The sequence below is a fragment of the Ahrensia sp. R2A130 genome, from assembly GCF_000179775.1.
Lineage (GTDB): Bacteria > Pseudomonadota > Alphaproteobacteria > Rhizobiales > Rhizobiaceae > Pseudahrensia.
The window spans coordinates 592,526-619,183 of sequence record NZ_AEEB01000017.1; the positions used below are offsets into that span (position 1 = coordinate 592,526).

At 57.6% G+C, this 26,658-nt stretch carries 27 protein-coding genes; 11 read left to right on the forward strand and 16 right to left on the reverse strand.

All coding sequences use genetic code 11. The features are described 5' to 3' along the window. Positions 1 to 122 precede the first annotated feature (122 nt). Positions 123 to 494, forward strand: a complete 372-nt coding sequence (locus R2A130_RS12035; RefSeq protein ID WP_009758338.1) for an SCP2 sterol-binding domain-containing protein — start codon at positions 123 to 125, stop codon at positions 492 to 494. Between the two features lie 8 nt (positions 495 to 502). Next, positions 503 to 1,102, forward strand: a complete 600-nt coding sequence (locus tag R2A130_RS17660; protein WP_009758339.1) for an isoprenylcysteine carboxylmethyltransferase family protein — start codon at positions 503 to 505, stop codon at positions 1,100 to 1,102. A gap of 12 nt (positions 1,103 to 1,114) precedes the next feature. Here R2A130_RS17660 and R2A130_RS12045 read toward each other — a convergent pair whose 3' ends face one another. The 15 genes from R2A130_RS12045 to bchF form a co-directional block, all read right to left on the reverse strand. After that, positions 1,115 to 1,732, reverse strand: coding sequence for an isopentenyl-diphosphate delta-isomerase (locus R2A130_RS12045; protein ID WP_009758340.1), 618 nt, complete (start codon positions 1,730 to 1,732; stop codon positions 1,115 to 1,117). Positions 1,733 to 1,736: 4 nt separating this feature from the next. Continuing rightward, positions 1,737 to 2,954 (reverse strand): 5-aminolevulinate synthase, encoded by a 1,218-nt coding sequence (hemA, locus tag R2A130_RS12050; RefSeq protein ID WP_009758341.1) that lies wholly within the window; start codon positions 2,952 to 2,954, stop codon positions 1,737 to 1,739. 42 nt (positions 2,955 to 2,996) lie between these two features. Continuing rightward, positions 2,997 to 3,821: a putative photosynthetic complex assembly protein PuhE gene (gene puhE, locus R2A130_RS12055; protein WP_009758342.1), complete on the reverse strand. Its 825-nt coding sequence runs from the start codon at positions 3,819 to 3,821 to the stop codon at positions 2,997 to 2,999. Between the two features lie 24 nt (positions 3,822 to 3,845). Beyond that, positions 3,846 to 4,940, reverse strand: a complete 1,095-nt coding sequence (acsF, locus tag R2A130_RS12060) for a magnesium-protoporphyrin IX monomethyl ester (oxidative) cyclase (protein ID WP_009758343.1) — start codon at positions 4,938 to 4,940, stop codon at positions 3,846 to 3,848. 28 nt (positions 4,941 to 4,968) lie between these two features. After that, positions 4,969 to 5,271 (reverse strand): hypothetical protein, encoded by a 303-nt coding sequence (locus tag R2A130_RS12065; RefSeq protein WP_009758344.1) that lies wholly within the window; start codon positions 5,269 to 5,271, stop codon positions 4,969 to 4,971. A 16-nt stretch (positions 5,272 to 5,287) separates the two neighbouring features. Continuing rightward, a complete protein-coding gene (puhC, locus tag R2A130_RS12070; protein ID WP_009758345.1) occupies positions 5,288 to 5,791 on the reverse strand; it encodes a photosynthetic complex assembly protein PuhC in 504 nt (167 codons plus the stop codon). An 80-nt stretch (positions 5,792 to 5,871) separates the two neighbouring features. After that, the gene (puhB, locus tag R2A130_RS12075; protein WP_009758346.1) at positions 5,872 to 6,558 is read right to left on the reverse strand and encodes a photosynthetic complex putative assembly protein PuhB; all 687 of its coding nucleotides are present in this window, start codon (positions 6,556 to 6,558) and stop codon (positions 5,872 to 5,874) included. Next, entirely contained in the window at positions 6,555 to 7,328 is a 774-nt protein-coding gene (puhA, locus tag R2A130_RS12080; protein WP_009758347.1) for a photosynthetic reaction center subunit H, read from the reverse strand. Before puhA ends, puhB begins: the two co-directional genes overlap by 4 nt. Positions 7,329 to 7,347: 19 nt before the next feature. Then, positions 7,348 to 8,772, reverse strand: coding sequence for a BCD family MFS transporter (locus R2A130_RS12085; RefSeq protein ID WP_040305678.1), 1,425 nt, complete (start codon positions 8,770 to 8,772; stop codon positions 7,348 to 7,350). A gap of 35 nt (positions 8,773 to 8,807) precedes the next feature. Continuing rightward, positions 8,808 to 9,503, reverse strand: coding sequence for a magnesium protoporphyrin IX methyltransferase (gene bchM, locus R2A130_RS12090; protein ID WP_009758349.1), 696 nt, complete (start codon positions 9,501 to 9,503; stop codon positions 8,808 to 8,810). Between the two features lie 12 nt (positions 9,504 to 9,515). Beyond that, complete coding sequence (gene bchL, locus R2A130_RS12095; protein WP_009758350.1) at positions 9,516 to 10,436, reverse strand: ferredoxin:protochlorophyllide reductase (ATP-dependent) iron-sulfur ATP-binding protein; 921 nt, start codon at positions 10,434 to 10,436, stop codon at positions 9,516 to 9,518. Beyond that, complete coding sequence (locus tag R2A130_RS12100) at positions 10,433 to 14,203, reverse strand: magnesium chelatase subunit H (RefSeq protein WP_009758351.1); 3,771 nt, start codon at positions 14,201 to 14,203, stop codon at positions 10,433 to 10,435. Before R2A130_RS12100 ends, bchL begins: the two co-directional genes overlap by 4 nt. Beyond that, positions 14,175 to 15,764, reverse strand: a complete 1,590-nt coding sequence (gene bchB / locus R2A130_RS12105; RefSeq protein WP_009758352.1) for a ferredoxin:protochlorophyllide reductase (ATP-dependent) subunit B — start codon at positions 15,762 to 15,764, stop codon at positions 14,175 to 14,177. The genes R2A130_RS12100 and bchB overlap by 29 nt, the downstream gene beginning before the upstream one ends. 2 nt (positions 15,765 to 15,766) lie before the next feature. Continuing rightward, positions 15,767 to 17,059, reverse strand: a complete 1,293-nt coding sequence (locus R2A130_RS12110) for a ferredoxin:protochlorophyllide reductase (ATP-dependent) subunit N (RefSeq protein WP_009758353.1) — start codon at positions 17,057 to 17,059, stop codon at positions 15,767 to 15,769. Continuing rightward, the gene (bchF, locus tag R2A130_RS12115) at positions 17,056 to 17,622 is read right to left on the reverse strand and encodes a 2-vinyl bacteriochlorophyllide hydratase (protein ID WP_009758354.1); all 567 of its coding nucleotides are present in this window, start codon (positions 17,620 to 17,622) and stop codon (positions 17,056 to 17,058) included. The genes R2A130_RS12110 and bchF overlap by 4 nt, the downstream gene beginning before the upstream one ends. Before the next feature lie 167 nt (positions 17,623 to 17,789). Here bchF and R2A130_RS17665 point away from each other — a divergent pair, with 167 nt between their 5' ends. The 9 genes from R2A130_RS17665 to R2A130_RS12160 all read left to right on the forward strand — a co-directional run bounded on the left by R2A130_RS17665 (position 17,790) and on the right by R2A130_RS12160 (position 26,003). Beyond that, positions 17,790 to 18,884, forward strand: a complete 1,095-nt coding sequence (locus R2A130_RS17665) for a B12-binding domain-containing protein (RefSeq protein WP_009758355.1) — start codon at positions 17,790 to 17,792, stop codon at positions 18,882 to 18,884. 258 nt (positions 18,885 to 19,142) lie between these two features. Then, positions 19,143 to 20,561 (forward strand): transcriptional regulator PpsR, encoded by a 1,419-nt coding sequence (ppsR, locus tag R2A130_RS12125; RefSeq protein ID WP_009758356.1) that lies wholly within the window; start codon positions 19,143 to 19,145, stop codon positions 20,559 to 20,561. 180 nt (positions 20,562 to 20,741) lie between these two features. After that, the gene (gene chlG, locus R2A130_RS12130; RefSeq protein WP_009758357.1) at positions 20,742 to 21,701 is read left to right on the forward strand and encodes a chlorophyll synthase ChlG; all 960 of its coding nucleotides are present in this window, start codon (positions 20,742 to 20,744) and stop codon (positions 21,699 to 21,701) included. Beyond that, positions 21,698 to 23,038 (forward strand): BCD family MFS transporter, encoded by a 1,341-nt coding sequence (locus R2A130_RS12135; protein WP_009758358.1) that lies wholly within the window; start codon positions 21,698 to 21,700, stop codon positions 23,036 to 23,038. The genes chlG and R2A130_RS12135 overlap by 4 nt, the downstream gene beginning before the upstream one ends. Before the next feature lie 36 nt (positions 23,039 to 23,074). Further along, complete coding sequence (locus tag R2A130_RS12140) at positions 23,075 to 24,271, forward strand: geranylgeranyl diphosphate reductase (RefSeq protein ID WP_009758359.1); 1,197 nt, start codon at positions 23,075 to 23,077, stop codon at positions 24,269 to 24,271. 12 nt (positions 24,272 to 24,283) lie between these two features. Then, the gene (locus R2A130_RS12145; protein WP_009758360.1) at positions 24,284 to 24,580 is read left to right on the forward strand and encodes a hypothetical protein; all 297 of its coding nucleotides are present in this window, start codon (positions 24,284 to 24,286) and stop codon (positions 24,578 to 24,580) included. Positions 24,581 to 24,767: 187 nt separating this feature from the next. Further along, entirely contained in the window at positions 24,768 to 25,196 is a 429-nt protein-coding gene (locus R2A130_RS12150; RefSeq protein WP_009758361.1) for a cytochrome c family protein, read from the forward strand. 73 nt (positions 25,197 to 25,269) lie between these two features. Further along, complete coding sequence (locus R2A130_RS12155; RefSeq protein ID WP_009758362.1) at positions 25,270 to 25,647, forward strand: Lin0512 family protein; 378 nt, start codon at positions 25,270 to 25,272, stop codon at positions 25,645 to 25,647. Next, the gene (locus R2A130_RS12160) at positions 25,644 to 26,003 is read left to right on the forward strand and encodes a Lin0512 family protein (protein WP_009758363.1); all 360 of its coding nucleotides are present in this window, start codon (positions 25,644 to 25,646) and stop codon (positions 26,001 to 26,003) included. The genes R2A130_RS12155 and R2A130_RS12160 overlap by 4 nt, the downstream gene beginning before the upstream one ends. Here R2A130_RS12160 and R2A130_RS12165 read toward each other — a convergent pair. Then, complete coding sequence (locus R2A130_RS12165; protein ID WP_009758364.1) at positions 26,000 to 26,605, reverse strand: TetR/AcrR family transcriptional regulator; 606 nt, start codon at positions 26,603 to 26,605, stop codon at positions 26,000 to 26,002. The two genes, R2A130_RS12160 and R2A130_RS12165, sit on opposite strands and share 4 nt — an antisense overlap. Positions 26,606 to 26,658 lie beyond the last annotated feature (53 nt).

Below are 26,658 nucleotides of genomic sequence, written 5' to 3' on the forward strand. Positions count from 1 at the left end.
AAGAAATTACGGCCTTGCACACTTCCTTGGGGAAGGGGCCGTGATGAAGAGGGAAGAGGAGGGGGATGTCTTGCACAAGGCATCCCCCTCATCGTTTCAACATTGCAATTTCGGATCATTCCATGAGCCAAACCCGTCCTGCCGACCCCACCGTCCGCCAGATCATCGCCGCGATGCCTGAACGCTTCAACGCGGAAGTTGCAGGCCCGCTAAAGGCGATCATTCAATTCCGCCTCGATGGTGAGCAAGGCGGTGAATGGTATGCAGATATTGCCGATGGAAAATGCGCGCTCATAGAAGGGCGGCGTGATGATGCTTCCATCACCTTGAAAATGGCAGCCGCCACTTACGTCGATATGGTCATGGGCCGCATCACCGGCCAGAACGCATTCTTCACCCGCAAACTCACTTACAAAGGTGATATATCTCTGGCCATCCGACTTCATAAACTGTTCCGGCCGCCTGAAGCAGCCGAGCTTGAAGCAAGTGCCTGAACTGAAAGATGTATGAATTCCGCTACATTCTTGGCTTGATATTGATCGTCATCGTGCCACTCGTGATCGTCTTCTGGACAGTCATTCACTTGGGATCATCGTTCTGGCGCCAGCGGCCCGCGTGGCAGGCTTATTCGACCGCCTTTGCGTTTCTAGCGGTCTCCACAATTCTTCTCTGGCTCAACCGTGATACGCTTATGGGGCGCGATCTCGGTCTGAACTGGCTCTTGTTTGTCCCGGGTGCGGCCCTCTACCTTGCGTCGATTGCCATGGCGCGACCCATCCGCAAGCACTTGTCGCTTGCCACTTTCGCCGGTGTTCCTGAAATTACCAATCAGCCTATTCCGTTGCTGGAAAGCGGACCATTCTCGGTCGTGCGTCACCCACGCTACCTGATGGTCATTGTCGGAATTATCGGCTGGGTGATGATGGTCAACTGGTCCGGCGTTTACGTGGTTGCTCTGCTGGGTGTCATTGGTCTGGTCGGCATCATCATGCTGGAAGAGCGCGATCTGCGCGCCCGTTTCGGCGCTGCATATAGCGACTACAGCACCCGCGTTCCCATGCTTCTGCCTAGGCTTGGCTCGCTATCGAATTTCTTCGACTGAGCGTTAGGCAATCTAGAAGTCGAGGTTGGGATAGCGGTTGAGGTAGATGCGGAACCACGGGGTGAAATCACCCGGCTTGTCTCGCATTTCAGCCTTCAAATTATCTGCGGAAATCCAGCGCGCTTCGCACACCTCTTCTGGATTCAGATCGAGCACGACATCGCTGCGTTCGACATCGGCACGGAACATGTGAACGCGTTCCCGCTCCCACAATCCGCCACCGACATCAGCTGAATACTCGACGATGCGCTGCTCGTGGATCGGAACTGTGAAGCCAAGTTCCTCGGTCAAACGCCGGCTGGCAGCGGGCTTTGCCTCTTCACCGAAATGCGGGTGGGTGCAGCAGGTGTTAGCCCATTGGCCGCCGCAGTGGTATTTTTCAAAAGCGCGACGCTGAATCAGCAGTTCCAACTCGCCATCGTCGTTTTTGGAGAAAACGAAAACCGAGAGTGCAAGGTGATGCAGTCCACGCACATGCGCTTCGATTTTCTCGATTGGATAAAGGCTATCGTCCGCCGCTATTCCGGGAATCATGATCGGCGGATTGGTCGCCGGAAGGGGCCACTCATTACCGTCGACTTCAGGAGCGTCTTCTGCATCCGGCGTCAGATAAAGAACTTCATCCAACACGGTATTACGCCACCGCGCGCGAGAGCGCACATTGCGACCAAAGCTCCGACAACGCGCCGACCAAGTGGTCGATGTCAGCTTCCGTATGCAGTGGGCCAGGTGTTATCCGCAGCCGCTCGGTGCCCTTCGGTACAGTTGGGTAGTTGATCGGTTGTACGTAGATGCCGTGCTGGTCGAGCAGCAGATCGGAGATGAATTTGCACTTCTTCGCATCGCCAACCATCACAGGAACGATGTGGCTTTCATTCATCATGTGGGGCAGGCCGATGGCGTCGAGTCGTTCGCGCAAAATGCGAACATTCTTCCGCTGGCGAGCACGTTCCATCTCGCTGCTCTTCAAGTGGCGAATAGATGCCGTCGCACCGGCTGCAAGCGCTGGTGGCAAGGCGGTAGAGAAGATGAAACCGGATGCGAACGAGCGCACGAAATCGATCAGTGCGGTGGAAGCTGTGATATATCCACCCATGACGCCATAGGCTTTGCCCAGTGTGCCCTGGATAACGGTTACGCGGTCCATGAGGCCTTCGCGTTCGGCAATGCCGCCTCCACGTGGGCCGTAGAGGCCGACAGCGTGGACTTCGTCGAGATAGCTCATCGCGCCGTGTTTGTCGCAAATGTCGAGGATTTCTTTCATGGGGCAAATGTCGCCATCCATGGAATAGACACTCTCGAACGCCACGAGCTTCGGCACGTCTGGATCAGCTTCCGAAAGCATTCGGTCGAGATCTGCCGGATCGTTGTGCTTCCAAAGATGCTTTGGTGCGCGCGAATGGCGAATGCCTTCGATCATGGAGGCATGATTGTCGCTGTCGGAGAAGATCTCGCAGCCGGGGATGCGAGACGCCAACGTGCCGAGCGCAGCCCAGTTGGCCACGTAGCCGGAAGTCAGCATCAAGGCAGCTTCCTTGTTGTGCAGGTCGGCCAGCTCTTCTTCGAGCAGAATATGATAGTGGTTCGTGCCGGAAATGTTGCGTGTGCCGCCAGCACCTGCGCCGCATTTGTCGATGGCTTCTTTCATGGCCGCGACCGTGGTTGGGTGCTGCCCCATGCCGAGGTAATCGTTGGAACACCACACGGTCACTTCGCTGGTTTCGCCATCTTCGCCGTAACGTGTGGCCTTTGGAAAACCGCCTTTGTGGCGCTCCAAATCTGCAAAGACGCGGTAGTTGCCCGCGTCTTTCAGCTTGTCCAACTCAGTTTCAAAAAAAGCTTCGAAATTCACGTTAAATACTCCATTCCGGCAGTCGATTTATCCTAGCGCAAATCACTCTGCTGCGCTTACATTTTTTAGTGCTTCGCCCTCGGTCGAGGCGGTTTTCTCAGGCGTTGAACCCATGGCCCAACGCCACATTGCACTGTCTTTGACGGGCAGGATCATGAACCAGTGTTCCAGCGCTGCCAGCGCAATCAACGTCGTCATCATAACCGCCGCCGTGTGCTGATCTGGGGCGAAAAAGTCGCTGTGAAAAGCTGCGACCGCCGCGACCAAAAGACCTGTCGTCAATAGGGTCGACGCCCAGAACACCGGTCCTATGCGGTCCACGCGGAAGTAGCTGTGCAGGTGGGTGAGCGGCGCGGGCATCATGTCCGCGGAAAAGGCTGGGACGCCTGAAAATATCGTCAGCTTCGCAGATATCCGCATCAGCCATAGAACGGCGAATGTATAGAAAGCGACGGGCTGCGCCGTGTTCGCGGTCACCAACCAAACACCGCCCAAGGCTGCCACCAATACGAATTCATGGTGGCTCACCGTGCGCCACGCAAGGTGGAAGCGGCGACGTTCCGTGATGTCGGCAGGGCAGGTACTGTTACGCGGGCCGGTGATGAGGCCTGTCAGAAAAGTAAACTCCGCCCAAGCCCAGATCGCCAGTGCGGCAAAAAACCCCGCGTAAGGTGCCCAAGCCGCATCGCTGTTTGCAGAGACGGCGGCTCCGGCAAAACCCATGGCGGCAATCATCGTCACACCAAGAAGCCGCACATGCACACCGCTTTTCTCACCCCGCGCCAACCACAAAACGGCACCCGTGGAGACGTACCAAAGCGTCACCACGAAGCCGATCGGCAGCAGGTATGAAAGGTGGGCGGACAAGTGTGCGTCTCTCCTTGCTTCCGGCTACCAGGCCGGAACCATTTTGGAGACCTCGGGGATCTCGTTTTTCTTGGTGGGGATGGCGTAGAGGCGCGCGAAGTTTGCAGCAGCAACCGCTTGCAGAGCCTTAGTTTTGATCGCGCCTGCGATGCCACCTTGTTCGGATGCAGCTGCGATTTTAATCGCAACATCGTTCAAACGACGCAGGGTCGGCAGGAACGCAGGGTGATCGATATCCAGCACCAACGGGAAGCACTGGGTGGTGCAGGCGTTGGTGATTTCGAAGACCTTCATGTCGTAGTCTTCGATATCGAGACCGGCAGCTTTGTGGAATTCAGGCCGTGCATGGTCGCGTACAAACATCGTGGCATAGACCGCGCAGAGGAAGAATTTGATCCAGAGTTTGTTGTGGCCCGACAGCAGTTTGGGATCGGAGCGCATCAGCAGCGAGAAAGCCTCGCCGTGGCTGAACTCGTCGTTGCACCACTGCTGGAACCACTTGAAAATCGGGTGAAACCGCTTTTCCGGGTGCTTCTCGAAATGACGGAAGATGGTGATGTAGCGGGCGTAACCGATCTTTTCCGACAGGTACGTCGCGTAGAAAATGAACTTCGGCTGAAAGAACGTGTATTTCTTCGCCTTCGTCAGGAAGCCGAGATTCACACCGATACCGAAGTCTTTCAGGCTGTCATTGATGAAACCTGCATGGCGGGCTTCGTCGCGCGACATGTAGGTGAACAGCTGTTTGATGTCTTCGTTGGTGCCGCGGCGCTTCATCTCTTTATAGAGGACACAGCCGGAGAACTCGGCGGTCAGTGATGACACGAGAAAATCCACCAACTCTTTGCGCAGGCCTTCCGGCACGTCGTCGAGATTGATGTCGTCCCATTCTTCGTTGCGCTTGAAGTGGCCACGGTTCGGGTCACTCGCCATGGATGCGATCAGCGCATCCCATTCTTCGCGTACAAGCGACACGTCCATCGCGTCCAGCTTGTCGAAGTCTGTGGTGTAGAAGCGCGGTTGCAGCAACGTGTTTTCATACGCCATCTTCGTGGTGGCATTTTGGGACGAAAGATCGACCGGCTTGCCTTTAAGCTCGGGATGGATGTGTGCGTTCATGTCAGGGCTCCCGTCCTGTTGAATTGCGTTAGGTCAGGCGTTCTTCGGAGAAGCTGAATTCGCACAGCTCCATGAATTCGAAGTCGCCGGTGGCGCGCGTCCAGAACCGTTCCAGCGCATTGGCGCGGGTCAGCGTGGCGCGGCGTTCGAAGGTTGCAGCTTCGCCATAGGGGACAGAGATAGGCGTGCCGTGAACCAGCACCTCGTCGCCGGGGTTGACGGTCGTGCCGTCATTGAAGCGCACGTGCGCCTCGAAACTTTCAAACGTGTTGACGATCTCGACTGTGCAATCGAGGTCAATACGTTCCTTACGGATGAATCCGTTGAACATAGCAGGCTCCCTTTTCTCAACCACCGGTGGTGGTTGGCTTTGGCATTGCAGTCGCCGTTAGCAGCGGTGCGAAGCTGCCTGTGGCGACTTTGCCGAAAGCGTTGAGACCGATGGATTTACCGTTTTCGGGGTCCATCAATGTCAGCTGACCGTTTTCCGCCTTCTGTAGTGCGTAAGGGGCGGAAAGGTCTTGCTTCCGAATGCGCCGATTGTGGATCAGCGCCCGCATGGATTGTCGCACAAATGCGCCTTCACCGCGACCAAAAGATGCCAAAAGTGCTTTTGAATTGGCATCGTGAACGAGAACAATGCCTTGCGACCCATCGCGGAACAGCAAAGCGCGCTCTTCCACAGGTTCGCCGACCACGCGGCTCACTTTTCCACCATCACTAAGTTGCGCGCCGATGACCACGAATAGCGTCAAAATGACGACGCCTGCGGCTGCAAACAGCGGCAATTTATGAACACCCTCGATTTTATCGGTGCGTTGGTCTTCGGGAATTTTCTCGTTCATTTCCATAACAGGTCTCTCCTCCCCTGTGTAAAGGTGTATTACGTTTCCGCCTCACTGTGCATGCGAAGCGCAGATCGTTTGCCGCATTACTGGGCGGGCAGTCCGCCAACGCTTCCAGCCGAAGCCGACATGAAGGATTGTGCGGATCCTTCCTGTTTCGTGCCGGACGATTGAACGGTGACGTTTTGGCCGTGTGCTTCGCGCAGGCCGTTGGCCAGAATTTCAGCAACACCATCCACACCGGCAATCGCCCGCAAGGTTGGTTGTGGTTTTCCGACTTTCCACGGGCGCACATGCGGCCAAAGGATCGGCCAGGAAATTTTCGTATGCTCTTTCAATTCCAGCGCGATGTTACCGCGTCCGCCAGCCACAGGCTTCACATCGGCAGATGTGATCTGCTGGAAGGGGAACTGGAAGGTGATCGGAATAGCGATGCCAAACCGCATCACCACACGCTTGTTGGTGATCGTGTAGATCGTCGTGCGTTTAACGAGCACAGCGATGCCCCACAGGATCGCCAGCACCAAAGCGCCAAGCGCCAGAGTGGCCGTTACCGTGGAGAACAATTCCATGGCAGCGCGACCATCGGCAATGCCGGTGGCGAGACGCCAGACGGCCAGCGCGCCAAAATAGACGGCGATGGCCGTGGTGTGGAACGCATCGCGCGCCACACCGGCTGTTTCCGGCTTGCCCTGCCAGACGATGTGTTCACCGTCTGGCAGTTTGGCAGGCAGGCCCGGGGTGGGCTCAAAGGCGAAGTCGTCGTGGCTCACAGCAGCGGCTCCGAGCGACCGGCCATGGCATACATTTCACCACCACCGAAATAAGCCATGATCTTCTCCTCCTCGAGGAAAGTGATCTGTTCGGCTGATGCCAGTTTTGGAATGTCCTTGAACTGGGCAGCCGTCAGGTTGTGCACGTAATATTCACGTGTCCGACCGCGGGCTTCACGCTGAACAGCAAAGTGCAGCGGGATGAGACGCTGGTTTTTACCGAACTGCACTTGGAAGTAGCGGATATAGTTTTCCATCTTGTCGACCCATATGTCGCTGATTTCGCCAACAACTTCACCATCGGCTGCAACGACGCGCAGTCCGCGTGGATCAACATCGTTTGCCGCGATGTCAAATTCCGGCGCGATAGACATTGGCACGATCTTCGGTTCGCCGTGAGGCATTGCATCCGGATAATCCGGGCGTTCTGCCCACGCAGCCGGTCCAACACCGTCGATCATAGGATTACCCGTAGGAATGAGCGGCGCACCCGGTGTCATCGAAGCGCGTTTGGCAGCGATTGGGCGTGTGTCGCGGTTTCCGGCATCGGGGAAGGTCCGCGTGCCCTGACCATGCGGCAAGATGAACGTTTTCGGCGACGGCAGTTGTAGCCACGCATCTTTGTTGTAGTCGCCGGTCAGGTCGTTCTCCAGCGGATAGCCTTCGCGGCGGCTTTCCGCCTGCAGGTACCAGATCAGGCCAGCGAAAAAGATCCAGAAAGCGTACAGAATGATCTGCGCTCCATCGATATTGCCAACTATTTCACCCATGGTTTTTCTCCAGTCATGTTCAGCCGGGCAGGTCTGCCAGGCCGATCTTCTTTACGGTTCGAGGGGAATCGGTGGTTGCCCAACCGACAAGTGGTCCAATGGCGATCAGGCTTGCGAACAAGATTCCGATCTCCAGGTGGTAAACAACGCTGTAACCCAGCGCCGCATCCGTGAACGCGCTCCCGAACGCTCCAGAATTTGAAAGTCCCGCGACGACGTCGCGAATGATGCCACCGGCAGCAAGGCCGATGCCGACGGCGGATGCCTGTACGGCACCCCATGCGCCGAGTGCGAGGCCAGAGCCTGCGCCATTGCCTGATCTGTCCGCCATTTCCATGCAAGCGGTCAGCGTGCCAACGGCGAACAAGCCGCCACCAAAGCCGATAAGCGCGGTGCCGACGCGGAACAGATTGGCGGAGTCCAAAGGCGCTGCAAAAATTACGCAGGTGAAAGCGACGATACCGGCCATCGTGCCGTGGGCTGCCATCCGGTAAGGGTCGCGCCCTCGGCCAAGGCCACGGCCGGCCAATGCAAAACCGGCCAGTGTTCCTGCGGCGAACATCGCAGTTAGCAGCGTGGTTTGTGAAACGGAAAGGCCGAGCACTTCGCCGCCATAGGGCTCCAGCAAAACGTCCTGCATGGAAAAGCCCAACGTGCCCATGCCGACCGCAACCAGCAGCCGAAGGCTGCGAGGGTCTTCGCGATAGGCGGCCCAGCTTTCAGCAAAAGAGGGAGTGTCCCGTTCCGGCGAAGTTTGCGATGGCTGACGCGCTTCCTGTTTCCACAGCGCAACGACGTTCAAAACCATGGTTACCGCAGCGGCACCTTGCACGACCTGGATGAGGCGCTGTGCAGAAAAATCTGTCAGCAACCAAGAGAAGGCCAGCGCGGAAAAGAACATGCCGACGAGCAGCATGACGTAAAGCAATGCCACGACGCGGGGACGGGTTTCGACCGGCGCGATATCGGTCGCAAGCGCAAGGCCAGCGGTTTGCACCGTGTGGATACCGGCTCCGGTGGCAAAGAACGCGACCGCAGCAGCAACAGGTCCGGCCCATGTCGGACCAAGCGTTTGCGACTGCAGCAGCAGCAACGCAAAAGGCATGATGGCAAGACCACCAAACGCGGTCATCGTACCGAACCAGATATAGGGAACGCGCTTCCAGCCGAGCAGCGATTTATGCGTATCGGACTTATGGCCGATCAGAGCGCGGGCAGGGGCAAACAGGAAGGGCAGGGCGACCATCACGGCCACCAGCGTGACCGGAACACCGAGTTCCAAAATCATCACACGGTTCAACGTGCCCGTCAGCAACACCGCAATCATGCCCACCACAACCTGAAACAGCGACAGGCGCAGCAGGCGGCCCAAAGGCAACTCCGCGCTTGCAGCATCTGCAAACGGCAAAAAGCCCGTTCCAACATTACGCCAGAAATCGAGCATCGGTTGCTGAGAAGGTTGGCGGTCGGCTGACACGGCTACGCGGCCCTCCTGACCAGTTTGACGGAGGTGGATTTGTAAAAACCTGTGCTCACGTGGTGCATGTCTTCGATGGCAAAGTCAGCCAGCGCGCCGGTCGCTTCGGCGACAGCCTTGCGAAGTGCGGTTTCTTTCACAGGTTCGATGGCAGGCGAACGGTCGTTCTTGGGAAAGAACTTGCCCGCAAATTTCATCACTTCCAACATCGGCGTAGAAGGCGCGACGGTGAACAGGATCGAGCCTGTAGTGCGTTCAGCAAAGCCTTCCAGCAGTTCCATGATCGCTGGAAGCGGGTAGTGGATCAGCGAATCCATCGCGACGACATGGTCGAACATGCCGCGATCGGCAGCCATATCACCAGCTTCGAATTCGATACTTGTATCGGCAAACCGCAGCTTGGCCTCATTGATGAGAGCCGCAGAAATATCTACCGCAACAACATCTGCACCGCGCTTCGCGGCCATTTCCGCCAGCACGCCAGTTCCGCAACCGGCATCATAAATACGCTTGCCGGTCAGCTCAGTTGGCAACCAGCCCAGCAACGTCTCACGCGTTTGCTCACGCCCTGCGCGCACGGTCTCGCGGATATACGAGACCGGTGTTTGCGAGGTCAGTGCGACCCACTTATCGGCAGCCGTTTGACCAAAATAGGTCTTCAGCTCGCCTTTGCGGGTTTCGAAAGAGACGTTTGCCATTGCCGTGCGCTCCTAGTCGAAGCCGAGGAAATCGAAGATTTCCCGGTCTTTCATAGGGGCTGCCGGCATCGGATCGATACCGTCCCACAGGTTTTGCGCCAGCTTCAGGTATTCGGTCTGCACGGCCAGCAACTCGGGGGATTCTTCCATTTCGAATAGGGTCGATTTCTTCAGCCGCGACCGGCGAATGACGTCGAGATCCGGGAAGTGCGCGACGCGCTCAAGACCCACGGCCTCGTTGAAACGGTCGATCTCGTCGGTGCCTTTGGAGCGGTTGGCGATCACACCACCAACGCGCACCTGATAGTTCTTCGATTTCGCACCAATCGCAGCCACAATGCGGTTCATCGCAAAAATGCTATCGAAATCATTGGCGGTGACGATCAGCGCTTTTTCCGCGTGCTGCAGGGGCGAGGCAAAGCCTCCGCAGACTACATCGCCCAACACGTCGAAGATCACAACATCGCTGTCGTCCAGCAGATGGTGCTCTTTCAACAATTTGACGGTCTGACCAACGACGTAACCACCGCAACCCGTACCTGCTGGCGGGCCACCGGCCTCGACACACATCACGCCATTGTAGCCCTCATAAACGAAGTCTTCCGTCCGCAATTCTTCGGAATGAAAATTCACGTTTTCAAGCGCGTCGATAACGGTAGGCACCAGCTTTTTGGTCAGCGTGAATGTGCTGTCGTGCTTCGGGTCGCAGCCGATCTGAAGCACCCGCTTGCCGAGTTTGGAGAAGGCTGCCGACAGGTTCGACGATGTCGTCGATTTACCGATACCGCCTTTGCCATAGATCGCGAACACCTTGGTGTTGCCCACATCCATATTCGGGTCGAGATGCACCTGCAGCGAACCTTCGCCGTCCAGCCCGGGGGGCAACGGGCGGCTTTTGTCTTTGAAATGTGTGTTCGGGCCGAGAATATTCATGAGGCTACACTTTCGGTTTCGATGCCTTCCAGGCGGTCTTCCAGCTCTTCGCTGGCGCGCTGTAGTGCATCGAGTGTCTCGTCGTCGGGGTTCCAGTAATCGCGTTCGTGGGCTTCGATGAGCCGGTTCACGAGGCGCGAAGATGAGGCGGGGTTGAGCTGCGCGAGGCGCTCGCGCATGGCGTCGTCGAGCACGAAGGTCTCGGACATTTTTTGATAGACCCAGGGCTGCACTTCGCCGGTGGTGGCGGACCAGCCCATGGTGTTGGTGATCTGATTTTCGATCTCGCGAACGCCTTCAAAACCGTGCTCCAGCATGCCGTCGAACCACTTCGGGTTCAGCGAGCGGGTGCGGGTTTCAAGGCTGACTTGTTCGCCAAGCGAACGCACTTTGCCTTCGCCTTGAGTTTGATCGGAAATGAAGACCGGCAGCGTAGTTTCATCGCCACGCGCTTTACGTTGCTTGGCCACCGCGCGGGAGATACCGCCCAGCGTGTCGAAGTAATGGTCGATGGTTGTGACGCCCAATTCGACGGAGTCGAGGTTCTGGTAGGCCATCTCGACTTGACCCATGACATTGTCATGGATCTCGGGTCGCGCGGCGCTCTTGCCCTTGCGGTCGATGGCGAAATTTTTGCGGTTGGAATAGGTGTCGGCCAACTCGTCTTCATTATCCCAAGCGCCGGATGACACGAGGAAATTGACGTTGGCGCCATAAGCACCTTCGGCGTTGGAGAAGACGCGATAGGCGGCATCATCGATGCTGCAATCGTGTTCCGCCGCATAGGCCAGCGCGTGCTTGCGAACGAAGTTCTGAGCCACATCCTCTTCGGCTGTCGCCGCCAACCAGCTGGCTTCCGCAAGCATCGCCGCCTGAATGGGCAACAGATCGCGGAAGATGCCTGAAAGCGACGCGACCACATCGATGCGTGGGCGTTTCAATTCATCCAACGGGATGAGCTCTGCACCTGTCACGCGGCCATAGCTATCGTGGCGAGGGCGTGCGCCGATCAGCGCCATGGCTTGCGCCATTGGTGCGCCTTCGGTCTTCAGATTATCGGTGCCCCAAAGCACCACCGCGATTGTTTCCGGCAGGGCGTGGTCTTCATCGAGATAGCGCTCCAGCACCCGCGCAGCTTGCCGTGCACCATCGCGAACAGCGTAGGCGCTGGGAATGCGGAAAGGATCGAAGCCGTGGATGTTGCGGCCTGTCGGCAGCATATCCGGTGTACGGATGAGATCGCCGGACGGCGAAGGCTGAACGAAACGTCCGTCCAGTGCGGTCATCAAACCGTCGAGCTCCTGATTGTTCGACATATTGTGGTTGGCCGTGACCAGCTTGCCGATCAGCTCCGTTTGGCTGTCGTCACCGACCGGTGTTTCACCCGCGGCCAGCGCGTCGAGAGCATCGGTGGAAAGCGGTGCTGCTTCTTCATCACCATCAGCGATCAACGACAACATTTCGCGGCGTTCGACGTCATCCATCCAGCGACCCAAAACGTGCAGGCCGTGGGGGATCAACGCATGTTCCATCTCCACCAGAGATTTAGAAAGTTTGGCGGCGCAACCCAGCGCATCGCGGGGCAAGCCATCGGCAAGGTCCAACTGCTCTGCCTGTGCCAGAACGAGTTCCAGAACTTCGGCCTCGTCGGTAGATCCGTCTTCCACCTGCCGCAGCTTATCAAGGCTGGCCTTCAACTCGGTCAGTCCCTTGTAGAGACCGGCCTGTGTGACGGGAGGGGTGAGGTAGGACACCAGCGTTGCAGCCGAGCGGCGTTTGGCGATGGTGCCTTCAGACGGGTTGTTGGCGGCGTAAAGATAGAGGTTCGGCAGATCGCCGATCAGGCGGTCCGGCCAGCATGCCGCGCTCATGCCGACCTGTTTGCCGGGCATGAATTCCAACGCGCCGTGAGTGCCGAAATGCAGCACTGCATGTGCGTCGAAATCTTCGCGCAGATAGCGGTAGAAAGCGGAGAAGGCATGGGTTGGTGCAAAGCCGTTTTCAAACAGCAACCGCATCGGGTCGCCCTCGTAACCGAAGCCCGGTTGGACCGCGATCAGCAGATTGCCGAACTGCTTGCCCAGTACGAAGATGGACGAACCGTTGGTGTTGTCGCGGCCCGGCGCAGGTCCCCAAGCGGCTTCGATTTCGTTGAGATATGTCTCGCGGCGAACGTGGTCGTCGCTGGAAATAAGGTGATGAACATTTGCCAGCGCGCCATATGTAGATGCGTTGCCAATGGTCACAGCTTCGCGCAGGGCGTCAGCGTCGGTGGGAATCTCACCCACATCGTAGCCCGCATCTTTCATGCGCTGCATGGTGACGATCAGGCTTTCAAAGACCGAAAGGAAGGCTGCTGAACCGGTGTTGCCAGCGTTCGGCGGGAAGTTGAAAATCGTCAGCGCGATGCGGCGTTCGGCGCGTTCTGCGCGGCGTAAGGAAACCAGACGGGCGACGCGGGCCGAAAGTGTTTCGACACGCTCGTCATGGGCGCGCATGCAAGACCGACCGACGGGGCAGGAGCCGCATTTGCGGGCGCAAACACAGGCCGTATCGCCACCGGCACTTTCCTGACGACCACCGAAGACGATGGAGCCGGTCGCGCCATCGAGTTCGGGAATGGCCACCATGATGGTGCTTTCGATGGGCAGCAGGCCGGTCTTCGACGCTTCCCATTTGGAAAGGCTCTGGAACTCGGTGACGTGGGCAGAGATATAAGGAACGTCTAACGTTCCCAATGCCTCAGCGGCAGCATCTGAATCAGAATATGCAGGACCGCCGACAAGCGAGAAGCCGGTGAGCGACACCAGCGCGTCGATCATCCGCGCGTCAGTTTCAGGCTCGGCCACGCCATTTGCGAAGAAGCGGTCCATGGCAGGGCGGTTGTCGAGGCCGTTGCAGAACACCGGAACCACATTGAGCCCTTTGGCCTCCAGCGCGCGAATGGCGCCGTCGTAATGACCGGTGTCGCCTGCCAAAAGATAGGAGCGCAGAACGAGCAGGCCAACTGTGCCTTTGGCATCTTTGCGGCGTGGCAGAAGCGATGGATCGGCGGAAACACCACCGTCGATGGACGGGTGGTAGACGCCGGTTTCCGGATAATCGCGGGGCGCTTTGACCTCCAGCGAACCGCGCATTTCAGCGCGAGCACCGTCGGAATATTTGGACACCAACATCCGCACCAGATTGGCGATATTTTCCGGCGAAGCGGCCAGACGATACTGCATGGCGAGGAAGTAGGAGCGCACATCCTGCGCGGTTCCTGGCACGAATTTCAGCAGCTTGGGCAGACGGCGCAGCATCTTCATCTGCTTTTCGCCGGAAGACTTGCTGTTGGGCATGCCCGGCTTGTTTTTGCCACGAAGCTTTTTCAACAGGCCGGTTACGCCGGATGGATCTTTGCCCATATCGAATTTGCCGAGGCGGGTGAGTTTCACCACTTCCTGCGCGGACATCAGGCAAACCATGGCATCGCAATGGTCGCGACGGGCTTCTAGGTCCGGCAAAATCGCTTTGATGTGGTCTTCGAGGAACAACATCGAGGCAACGATAACGTCCGCCTTGGCCACATCCTTGCGGCAGGCATCGAGACGGGCTTCGCTATCGCCCCAATCGGTCGCCGCATGGACGGTGAGATCGAGGCCGGGAAGATCGGCGGTCAGCAGCGCGCGCGCTTCGTCGGTCGCGCCGGACATATGATGGTCCAGCGTGATCAGCACCACGTTCAACGTGGGGGCGCTACCGGCTGAAATGGGATTTCGCTTCATAAAGCGTCTCCATCGAGATTTCAGCCAGGCCGCGTTCGGCCGCGAATTTTTCCGTGTTGCGCCGGGCTTTGCCACGTACGAAGAACGGGATTTTTTTCAGTTCTGCTTCGCCGTCCACGGTCCAGCGCAGTTCGGTGACAGTTTCGCCTCCCGAATCGATAGAGGCTTCGATTTCAATCTCTGGCGCGGTTTCCGTCTGTACAGGAGCGCGTGACGAACCGTGGCCGAGATGGCTTGGACCTGCTTCGTCATTGAATTCGAAATCCTCGCGGAACATGCCGAGCAAATGCTCTTCGAGACCCATTGTCAGCGGGTGTACCAGCGTGTCGAACAAGACGTTTGCACCCTCGAACCCCATCTGGGGCGAGTAGCGGGCGGGGAAATCCTGAACGTGAACGGGAGACGAAATCACGGCGCAGGGAAGGCCGAGCCGCTTGGCGATGTGGCGTTCCATCTGCGAACCCAGAACAAGTTCTGGCTGCAGGTTTTGCACCTGCTCTTCGACTTCAAGATAGTCGTCTGTGATCAGCGCTTCGACGCCGTATTTCTCAGCCGCGTCACGAACATCGCGGGCGAATTCGCGGGAATAGGTTCCCATGCCGACCACCTGATAGCCCATCTCGTGCTGGGCCACGCGCGCCATGGCGATGACGTGGGTCGCATCGCCGAAGAGATAGACGCGCTTGCCGGTGAGATAGGTGGAATCGATGGAGCGCGAATACCACGGCAGACGAACTTCCTGCTCGTCGATCAGCGCTTCCAGTTCGGCCTCGTCGATGCTGGCCAGCTTGCCGACTTCACGCATGAAATCGCCGGTAGCGCCGACACCGATAGGCACGGTCTTGGTGTAGTCCTGCTTGAAAGAGCGCTTCAGCCAGTCGCAAGCCGTCTTGCCCGTTTCGGGGTAGAGACAGACGTTGAAATCAGCTTGTTTCAACAGCAGCAGATCGTGAACCGAGGCGTCCAGCGGCGCGACGACATTGACGTCGATGCCCATCGCTTCCAGCAGGCCGACAATCTCGCGCACATCATCACGATGGCGGAAACCGAGAGCTGTTGGGCCGATGATGTTGCAGGACGGACGGCCCGTGGAACCTTCAGCGTCGGTCTTATCGGGACCATGCGGTGCGATTGTGCGGACGATTTGATAGAAAGTCTCGGCCGCGCCCCAGTTTTCCTTTTTGGAATAGGACGGCAGATCGAGCGGAATGACTGGGCAGGGCAGGCCGAGGGTTTTCGACAGACCGCCGGGATCATCCTGAATGAGTTCGCCCGTGCAGGATGCGCCGACGATCATCGCAGCTGGCTGAAAGCGTTCCTGCGCTTCGCGTGCAGCGTCCATGAACAACTGGCTGGTGTCGCCGCCCAAATCGCGGGCCTGAAATGTCGTATATGTCACCGGCGGACGCTTCTTGCGGCGCTCGATCATCGTGAACAACAGGTCGGCATACGTGTCGCCCTGCGGCGCGTGCAGCACGTAATGCAAATCCGTCATCGCGGTTGCAACGCGCATCGCGCCTACGTGAGGCGGGCCTTCATATGTCCAGACCGTAAGCTGCATCTCTACACCTCCAGCCGTGTGCGGCGGTTCAGCGGGCGCGCGAAGAGTTCGGCCAGATCACCGGCCTGCTCGTAGCCTTGGATCGGCGTGAACACGAGTTCGATGGACCATTTGGTCGACATGCCTTCAACTTCCAGCGGGTTGGCAAGGCCGAGGCCGCAAACCGTGATGTCGGGGCGTTCGGCGCGGCAGCGTTCCAGCTGAATGTCCACGTCCTGACCTTCGCTCACCTGCACATGGTCGGGCAGGGCGTTCAGATCATGGGCGAGAAGGCGTTTGTTGAGGTAGGGCGTGCCGACCTCGGTCAGGCGCATGTCCAGTTCGGAATGTAGGAACCGCGCCAGCGGCACTTCCAACTGGCTGTCGGGGAAGAAGAAGACGCTTTTGCCTTCCAGCGCGGGCTTCAACTTTTCCACCGCACGACGGGCGCGGCTGCGGGGCGCATCGACCACGCTTTCAAATGTCTCGTCGCTGATGCCGAAGGCGTCGGCTGCTGCTTTCAGCCAAGCTGTCGTGCCTTCCGCGCCAAGCGGGAAAGGCGCTTGTAGCAAAGTCGCGCCACGGCTTTCCAGCACGCGGGCGGTTTCGGTCAAAAACGGCTGCGCCAGTAGGAAGAATGTGTTCGGCCCCACCGGCGGCATATCATCGGCCAGACGCGCTGGGAGGAAGCGCGCCTCGCCGATGCCCATCTGCTTGAACAGACGGGAGAACTGGTCCTCGACCACATCGGGCAGAGCGCCGACGACCATAAGTTCGGCGGGTGCATTGTCGGGTTCGGCGGGCAGCGTCGGCACGAGCGATGCAAGGCAGGCGTCTTCACCCTGTGTGAAGGTCGTTTCGATACCTGAACCGGAATAGTCGAGAATACGAACGTCAGGGCTGTGGCGGACAGACAGCCGTTGCGCGGCCTTGTTCAAATCGAATTTGATGACTTCCGACGGGCAGGACCCCACCAGAAACAACAGACGAATTTCAGGACGGCGCGACAGCAGCTTGGCCACCACATCGTCCAGCTCGTCATGCATATCTGCGATACCGGCGAGATCGCGCTCTTCCATTATCGCGGTGCCGAAGCGCGGCTCGGCGAAAATCATCACACCGGCGGCGGACTGCATCAGGTGGGCGCAGGTGCGTGAGCCGACGATGAGGAAGAAGGCGTCCTGAATCTTGCGGTGCAGCCACATGATTCCCGTCAGCCCACAAAACACTTCGTGCTGCCCGCGTTCTTTCAGAACCGGACGTTCTCCACAGCCAACAATCGGAGGGAGCTGAATTTTATCGACCGCGATGCTCATGCAACGGCCCTCCCTGCGGAAAGTGCGGAAACCGATTCCCTCAGTGAGTTTTCTGCGGCTTGAGACGCCGATTGCAGGCGGGCCGAACGCAATTTCAAGATGAACTGAACCGCGTTGACGACATAAGTGGCGTAGGCGGCGAGGGCCAGCCAGAGCAGCGCGGTGGAGGACAAGGCACCGGTAAACAAGGCAAGCAGATAAGCGGTGTGCAGGGCCAGAACGAGGAAGGAAAACACGTCTTCCCAGTAGAACGCGGGCGCCAGAAGATACTGGCCGAAGACCTCTTTTTCCCATATCGCGCCGGTGATCATAATGACGTAAAGAAATAATGTTTTCAGTACGATGGAGGCCGTAGCCAACTCGTATCCAACGCCTGTAGTAAGGGTGCGAATGACAAGGCCGAGCGATACGAGAAAGACGAGGAATTGAACCGGTGCGAGAATGCCTTGAACAAGCGTCCACCGGCTTTCATCGCGACGGATGCGTTGCTCCGGTGTGTAAAGCCCAACGACATCGGAGGTTTGGTGCTCCGTCGCCTGCTTCTCGCCTCCCAGCTTCTTCATCGTCTGTCCCTCTGCTGACGGGCCCTGTGCGGGGGTCTGTCAAATCTACCTTACAGTTGGAAAGGTAATTGGATTGAGCGGGAAGTGTCAAGTAAACTTGACGTCCAAAGTTCTTGTCATATAGCGCTGTTCGTGCTTGGACTCCTTTATGCAACAGGCGCACCATCATGGCCGGACGTGAATCCGCAAGAAACCGGCAGCCAAGCCGGTCTGCGGTCGACATGCGTCCGCTTGAGCGTCGTCCGCGTAACCCGCGATCTGGCGGTGGCCTGCCGCATGACGAGTGCGAAGGTATGATCGACCGCGCCGTTCATGATTTTATCTTGCCAACGTTGCTGCTGCGTCAAACTGCGGGTCGTATCGCGCTCATCAACGAAGCAACCCGCCTGAACGCTGAAAATCTCGTTTTCACGCAGGAGCTGGTGGATGCGCGGGCTTCTGCGGCTAATTTGGTTGAAATTACCGGTGCGCAAATTTTGGCTGAAAAGTCGCAAGCCAACAATTTCGTGACGAATTCGTCTTCACCATCTAACTTAATGGCGAAGAGGGAAGATTTGACGGACGACGAAGCTTTGGCACGAGCGCATGACGCGATATATATAGAAGCCCACGAGATCATAACCTGCGCTGTGGCCGCTTTGGATGGTGACGGGAAACTTTTTGCCGCACGCTGGGATGCTTTGCGTCAGGCAGGCATCAGCGCTGAAGGTCTCTATCTCGGCTTGCTTTCACCTGTAGCCGTAGAACTTGGTCGCAGATGGGTTGATGACGAGTCGTCGTTTGGCGAGGTCACGCTCGCGATGACCGTGCTGCATCAGCAACTTCACGCTTCATACGGCGAGTTGGAAGCTGAGGTTACGCCGCACGGGCACAGCAACAGTATTTTTCTGGCACCCGCACCCGGCACCGATCATGTTTTTGGCGCCGCAATGGTTGAGTTGTTTTTCCGCGCCTACGGTTGGTCCGTCACTTCCGGCGTCGGCATGAGTGAAGCGGAAATTATATCTCAGGTTGCAGCCAATGAATTCGACGTGGTTGGCCTTTCTTTAGGCTCCCACGACAACAACCGGAACTTCGCGGATCTTGTCGCTCGTTTGCGGGAAGTATCAGCCAACAAGTCACTCGTTTTCATGGCGGGCGGCGCACCTTTTATTGAAGAGCCGGAACTTGCAGAAAAATTAGGGGCAGACGCTACAGCCCCGGACGCAACACGGGCAGTTTTGTGGGCACGACGTCTCGTTTCTCACAAGCTCGTGAAATAGCCCTAAGGGCTAAATGGACGACCACTAAAGAGTTTACTGCGAGGCGAAAATCGCCTAAGAGACTAATAGATAAACGGAATTTCCAGTCGGGCTTCACCATAAGCCTATAAGTTGAGACGAGGCTGGGTACGGAATTTGAACAAAGAGCGAGGTCATTCGGTCCCGCTTAACCTTCCTGAACCGGCCGCCGCACACGGCCCTTTTGGAAAGATCACAAACGCCTCCGGGAGCGGGCACAACGCGTAAGGACCGATTGTCTTGGACGATCTCGTTTCCCGAACCGCCGCCGGTGATTTCACGCGGGCCAAGGACTTTTTTCAAGGTCTTGCCCCTGAACGCACGGCAAAAATCGTAGCTTCGGCTGCCGATGTAACCCTCGTAATCGACGCGCAGGGCATCATTCGTGATGCCGCCTTTGGCGTCGAAGCCCTGTTCAATTCAGGCGGACGAAGTTGGGCCGGTAGGCCGTTGACCGAAACGGTCACTATCGAGTGCGAAGACAAGGTTGAGCTGCTGCTGAGTGAGGCCCGCGCTGGTGGTGCTATGCGCTCTCGCGAAATCAATCATTCCCTTCCCCATGGCGAAGACATGCCCGTGCGCTACTCGGCAGCCCAACTGGGCGATGATGGCTCGGTCATCGTGTTTGGGCAGGATATTTCGCGCATTGCGGTGCTCCAGCAAAAACTGATGAACGCGCAGCTTTCCATGGAGCGCGATTTTGCGAAATTGCGCGCTGGCGAATTGCGTTACCGTATGATGTTCCAGCTTTCAGATGTGGCGCAGCTGGTGGTCGAGGCCGAAGGTCTGACCGTTGCCGACATCAACGCCGCAGCCGCCCGTGTGTTGGGCGAAGATACAGCCGCTGCCAAAGACAAGACCCTCGCCAAACTGTTCGATACTGACGACAGCGCGTTGCTGGAAAACGTGCTGCGCGCGACGGTCGACGAAGATCGCGAGCACGACATCGCCATTCATCTTCGCGATGGCAATGCGTTGACGTTGACCGCCACTCCGTTTCGGCAGGAGCGTCGCACTTATCTTTTGATCCACCTTATGGCGCGGGGTGACACGTCGTCTTCAGGTCATTTTGCGCTGGACCGGCAGGTCATGGATATTGTCGAGCAGATGCCCGACGCCTTCGTGCTAACGACGCCGGATCGCAAGGTTCTGGCCACCAATGCGGCCTTCCTTGATCTGCTCAACATCGATTCTGTGCGTGATACCGAAGGCACAATTTTCGATCACTGGTTCGAGCGTCCCGGCGTCGATTGCAATGTGTTGATCGCCAATGTGGAAGAGCATGGAATCGTGCGCCGTTTCGCCACCATGCTCCGCAGCCGTTTTGGCCGCGTGGAAAGTGTCGAACTTGCAGCCACCCGTATTCCTCACCGCGACACATATGTCCTCGGTTTCATCATTCGACCGCTGGCAGCACCTGCCGGAACGTCTATGGGTGAAGAGACGGCGCTGACCCGATCCAACGAGCAGATTACCAATCTGGTCGGTCACATGCCGTTGAAAGACATCGTGCGGGAAACGACTCACATGATCGAGCAACTCTGCATCGAAACCGCTTTGGATCTGACCAAAGGCAACCGCGTTTCAGCCGCCAGAATGCTCGGCCTGTCGCGCCAGAGCCTTTACGCAAAACTCGCCCGGGATTCTGAAAACGAGTGAGATCTTTCTCAAAAATGTGCCGATATTTCTGAAATTTTGGCACATTTTCGCAAAGTTTGAAGGTTACGCAGGAACGGTCTTTTGTTTCAGGAGCTTACACGAGGAACCTTAGCGGACACCCTGTGATTTCAACTGTCCAGTTTGATTGACAACTTTTACTGTCAATCATAACGTACAGCCATGAACCCGTCCGTCATCACTCCTGCAAGCGCCGTTGAAGCCAGTATTCCTGCCCCCGGCAAGCTGCAGCCGCTCGCCGTTTTGGAACTGCTGAAGCCTGTCACATGGTTTCCGCCAATGTGGGCGTTCATGTGCGGTGTCGTGTCGTCGGGCGTAGCGCTTTCAGGCAACTGGCATCTCGCCATCGGCGGCGTCATTCTGGCCGGACCACTGGTCTGCGCCATGAGCCAGGCGATCAATGATTGGTACGACCGCCATGTCGACGCGATCAATGAGCCGGATCGGCCTATTCCGTCCGGTCGCGTTCCGGGTCGTTGGGGGCTTTATATTGCGCTCATCTGGACAGTCTTGTCGCTTGTTATGGCTTGGTTTTTGGGTCCGGCGGTGCTTGCGGCAACCGTTGTCGGTCTTGTGCTTGCAGCCGCCTATAGCGCACCACCTTTCCGGTTGAAGAACAACGGTTGGTGGGGCAACGCCGCCTGCGGCATTTGTTATGAAGGTCTCGCATGGTTTACGGGCGCAGCTGTCATGACCGGCGGATGGCCCGATTGGCGCATTGTCACTTTGGCTATTTTATACAGCGCCGGTGCCCACGGCATCATGACGTTGAACGACTTCAAATCTATCGAGGGTGATCGCGAAATGAACGTTCGCACCATCCCCGTGCAGATTGGTGCAGCCAACGCGGCGCGTGTCGCAAGCGTGGTGATGACCCTGCCGCAACTGGCGGTGATCGGGCTTCTGTATTCATGGGATAAGCCCGTTCATGCCGGAATCATTGTCGTAGCCGTCCTGCTTCAACTCGTTGTCTTTTCTTATTATTTGTTGCGCGCAGACTCGCTGGCAGCCAACCCGCGCCGCAACGCAGCCTTCACCAATCTCTACGGCGTCACGCTTTATGTGGCGGGCATGCTGGTCAGCGCCTTGGCTATCAGCTCTATTTTGAGCGCCGGATTATGAGCGCGCTTCAAGCTAATCCTGCGCCACTAGGCTGGTTCGGTATTTTCCGTCTCGGCCTCGTTCAGGCAGCACTTGGCGCAGTCGTTGTTCTCACCACATCGGCGCTCAACCGAATTATGGTTGTGGAATACAGTCTCGCCGCCACCATTCCCGGTGCGCTGGTGGGCTTTCATTACGCCATTCAACTGTCACGCCCCCGCTGGGGTTACGGGTCGGATATGGGTGGCAGCCGCACGCGGTGGATCATCGGCGGAATGGGCATTCTCGCTATCGGTGGCGTTCTTGCCGCTGTTGGAACGGCGCTCATGGGAACCAGTTTCGTGCTGGGTCTTAGTGTTAGCATTTTGGCGTTCACGTTGATCGGCATCGGTGTCGGCGCCTCCGGCACATCGTTGCTCACGCTTCTGGCCATTCGGGTTGCACCACAACGGCGTCCTGCTGCGGCTTCGATGGTCTGGATCATGATGATCGCAGGCTTCATCGTCACCACGATTGCTGCCGGTGCAGCGCTCGATCCTTATTCGCCAGAACGACTTGTCATGGTCTCCGCCACGGTGTCCGCAATCGCTATGGTCGTCGCCTGTCTTGCTGTTTACGGCATCGAGCAAGGCGCGAGGCAAACCGCTCTTGCGACATCTAACAAGCCTTCTTTCAAAGAAGCCTTTACCGATGTCTGGCAGGACGACCGGGCACGCAACTTCACTATCTTCGTCTTCGTTTCGATGCTGGCCTACAGCGCGCAGGACCTCATTTTGGAGCCCTTCGCCGGTCAGGTCTTCGGCTTCACGCCGGGTGAATCCACCCAGCTTTCGGGCCATCACAGCGGTGGTGTTATGGCTGGAATGATCGTGGTTGCGATTGCCGGTAGCGCCTTCAAGTTCGGCTCGCTGCGCCTTTGGGCGGTTGGCGGTTGCATCACATCAGCCATCGCTTTTGTAGGCCTAACCATGGCCGCGCAAAGCGGTGGCGACTGGCCTTTGAAAGCCAATGTTTTTGCACTCGGCATAGCAAATGGTGCATTCGCAGTTGCCGCCATCGGCTCGATGATGGGCCTGGCCCGCGCGGGCAAGGCACAACGTGAAGGCACACGCATGGGTACCTGGGGCGCGGCTCAGGCGATTGCGGTAGGTCTTGGTGGATTTGCCGGCACAGTGGCCGTTGACATTGCGCGACTGACCACAGGGTCGGTGCCGCAAGCCTATGGCGCGGTCTTCGCCTGCGAAGCGGTGTTGTTCGTGGTAGCGGCCATCATCGCCTTCCGCGTCGCACCAAGCGGCGAGATAAACATGACACAAGCGGCAGATGCCGATGCTTACGGAATGCAGGCGGCTGAATAGGCCGTTATTTTGAAATTGGAATATGGGGGCTACGATATGACAGGCCAAATCGAACGCACATCCATCCTGGTCGTTGGCGGTGGCCCCGCTGGCGCAACCGCTGCAAACGACCTTGCCAGCCGCGGCCACGATGTCGTGCTGCTGGACCGGGCAGGGCGCATCAAACCTTGCGGTGGCGCAATTCCGCCCCGCGCTATCGAAGATTTCGATATTCCAGCCGAACAAATTTGCGCGCGCATTCGTTCTGCCCGCATGATTGCGCCTTCTGACAAGGGCGTGGATATGCCCATCGAAAACGGCTTTGTCGGCATGGTCGACCGTGAGCATTTCGATGAGTGGCTGCGTGTTCGTGCCACCAAAAATGGCGCAACCCGCGTGACGGGCACATTCGATGGAATCACCCGCAACGCGGATGGCACGGTTGATGTGAGCTACAAGGATTCAGGTGGCCAAAGCCGCACGATCACCGCATCCATGGTGATCGGTGCCGATGGCGCTAAATCCAAAGTGCTCAAAACCGCGATGCCAAAGGTGAAGCCTGCACCTTATGTTTTCGCCTACCACGAAATCGTCGATGTGCCCGAGGCCATTAATGACAACGCAGCCTACATGGCGAACCGTTGCGACGTTTATTACCAAGGCAAACTGTCGCCGGACTTCTACGCATGGGTTTTCCCCCACGGCAAAACAGCGTCGATTGGCGTCGGTTCGGCCAAAAAAGGATTCTCATTGCGCGGTGCGGTGGCTGATTTGCGCCGCAACACCGGCTTGGACGACATGCCTTTGGTGCGGCACGAAGGCGCGCCGATTCCCATGAAGCCGATCAAACGCTGGGACGATGGTAAAAACGTCATCGTCATCGGCGATGCTGCAGGTTGCGTGGCTCCAGCTTCTGGCGAAGGCATCTACTATGCCATGGCCTGCGGTCGTATGGGTGCAGAAGCCGTAGAATTGGCACTGCAGACAGGCGATGCCAAACATCTGGCCAGCGCCCGCAAGGCGTTCCTAAAAGAGCACGGCAAGGTGTTTTGGGTGCTCGGTATCCTGCAGTATTTTTGGTACGGCGGCGATCGCCGTCGGGAGCGTTTCGTGAAGATTTGCGAAGACAAAGACGTGCAGCGCCTGACTTGGGAAAGCTACATGCACAAGCGCTTGGTGAAGCGTGAGCCGATGGCGCATGTGCGCGTGTTCTTCAAAGATATGGGGCACTTGCTGGGTCTGGCCCGAACGTAACATCGTCTTTCGATGCAAGCGTTTCTGAACTTCACCACCAGCCCTTGGGTCGGGGTAATGGTGCTGGCCGTTTTGATTGTCGAAGGGGCGGGCCTTGCGCTGTATCGCGCTTCGACAGGCCGTGGCCCGACATTTCCAGCATTGCTTCCGTTCCTGGGCGCAGGCTGCGCATTTGCTGTCACGCTTGTTGCTGCATTGGCTTTGAGAAGCGATGCTGCAGCGGCGACCATGACGCAGGCGGCTTCCATTGGTTTGCCATTGGTGGCCGCGTTTCTGTTTCATGTCTGGGATCTAAAAAAGCGCTGGTGAAGGTTGCTGTTTGCAACGTTTTCTCGCCCAATCCGTTTTAATATATGAGCGTGACATTCTGCCGTCTCAATCTCGGCAATAAGTTCGTCACACTCATAAGATATCTAAGGTCTTGCTTGACCTTTCCTCGCACCAACGTCACATCTTGTGTGAATGAGGGAGCAGACCAAACCCCCGGGAGAACCTAATGTTCAAGACCACACTTTCCGCCGCCGCCCTGATGGGCGCAATGTTCGTCAGCACAGCGGCTTTCGCTGACGGCCACTCCGGTGGCGACGCTGCCGAAGGCGAAAAAACTTTCCGCAAATGCGCCAGCTGCCACGCTGTTGGTGAAGGCGCAAAAGTCAAAGTCGGCCCACCGCTGACCGACATCATCGGTCGCACCGCTGGCACATATGAAGGTATGCGCTACGGTGACGATCTCGTCGCCGCCGGCGCAGCTGGTCTCGTTTGGGATGGTGCAGAAATGTTCGCCTATCTCGAAGATCCGCGCAAATATCTCCGCGCCAAGCTGGACGACAAGAAAGCCCGTTCGAAAATGGCCTTCAAACTTCGCAAGGCCGAAGACCGTGCAGACGTGATTGCATATCTGGAAAGCCTGAAGCCTGCCGAATAAGCGGCTTTTGCAGATACAGTTTTAGAAAACGGCCCTGCCATCGGTGGGGCCGTTTTTATATTGGGAGACAAGAATGCCGCTGAAACGAATGGTCATGGAGCTCGGCATGGGCACAGACTTGCAAGGCGAGAGCCACACCAAGGCTTCCTGCCGCGCCGTGCACAACGCGCTGCGCCAGAACTCATTGTCGGTTTATGAGGCTTTCGGCGTCGACCGCGAGGATATGGTGGTGGAGATCATCGTCGGTGTGGCGGACCCCGAAGCCGTGGACACCGAGAAGGTGGCAGCGGAACTTCCCTATGGTCGCCGAACGGTGCGTGTCGAAAAAGGTGGCATGGACACGCCGAAGGAAGACGGGGGCGGGTTCACCGTAATGGCCAATGCCGCGATCATCGTGTTCCTCGATCTGCCTGAAGGCAAAGACTGGGTCGAAGGAGGCGTTGCAGCATGAGCAACCATACCTCTTCCCTGAAGCGTGTCATTCTGGAAATGGGCACAGGCAACGATCTATATGGTGAGGACTACACCAAGGCCGCCCGACGCGCCGTGCAGGACGCGATCCATCATTCGTCTATCACTCTGTTCAAGTCACTCGGCATAGATCCGGGCGTCATGCAGATCGAATTGCGGATTGCGGCGCAAAAGCCGGAAGCAATAGATAAAGAAGCAGTCGCTGCCGAACTGCCCTATGGACAGGTGACGGTTGAGCCGGTGTTCGGCGGTTTGAACGTGATCGATGATGTGTCCGGACACACCAGCGTCATCGTCAACGCGGGTATCATCGTTCGGCTTCCGATGAAGGGCTAAGAAGCCTCTAGCCCTTTGACAAAAGTGCGGATCATAAATTCGGTTTGCTCATTCAACATATCGAGGTTCACGCCGGACACCCGCCGTTCCAGCGAGAGGCTGACCATGCCGTGAACCATGGAGAACAGGCTGCGCGCGGTACGGCCCACCAACATTGGGTCGCTGCCCTTCATATAATGTGTCAGCGGCTTCTCGATATGGCGGAACAGCGATAGCTGCCCTTCCAGCACCCAACCGGGCAGGGGATAGTCGGCAGGCAGCGCATGCTCGAACAGCGCACCCCATAGATTGCGGTTTGTCACCGCGAAGTCGCAATACGTGCGCCCGAGCGTCACCATATGCGCCAACGGCTCGGTCTCGCCGGTATCAGCGATGGACTCCGCCATAACCGTGTCGATGCGCTTCAGTGTGCGAAAGCTGACATGCAGGATCAGCGCGTCGAGATCATCGAATAGATTGTAAATCGTGCCGATGGAACAGCCCACATCAGCAGCAAGGTCGCGTGCATGAAGCCGTCCGACACTATGCGCTTCAATGCGCGTTTCGGCAGCTTCGATCAGTTGTTCGTGCAAGCGCGCTTTGCGTTCCGCGACTTTCGACATGGTGGATGTCCCGCCAGATGTGAGCTTTCACACACCACATAGGGTAAAATCGA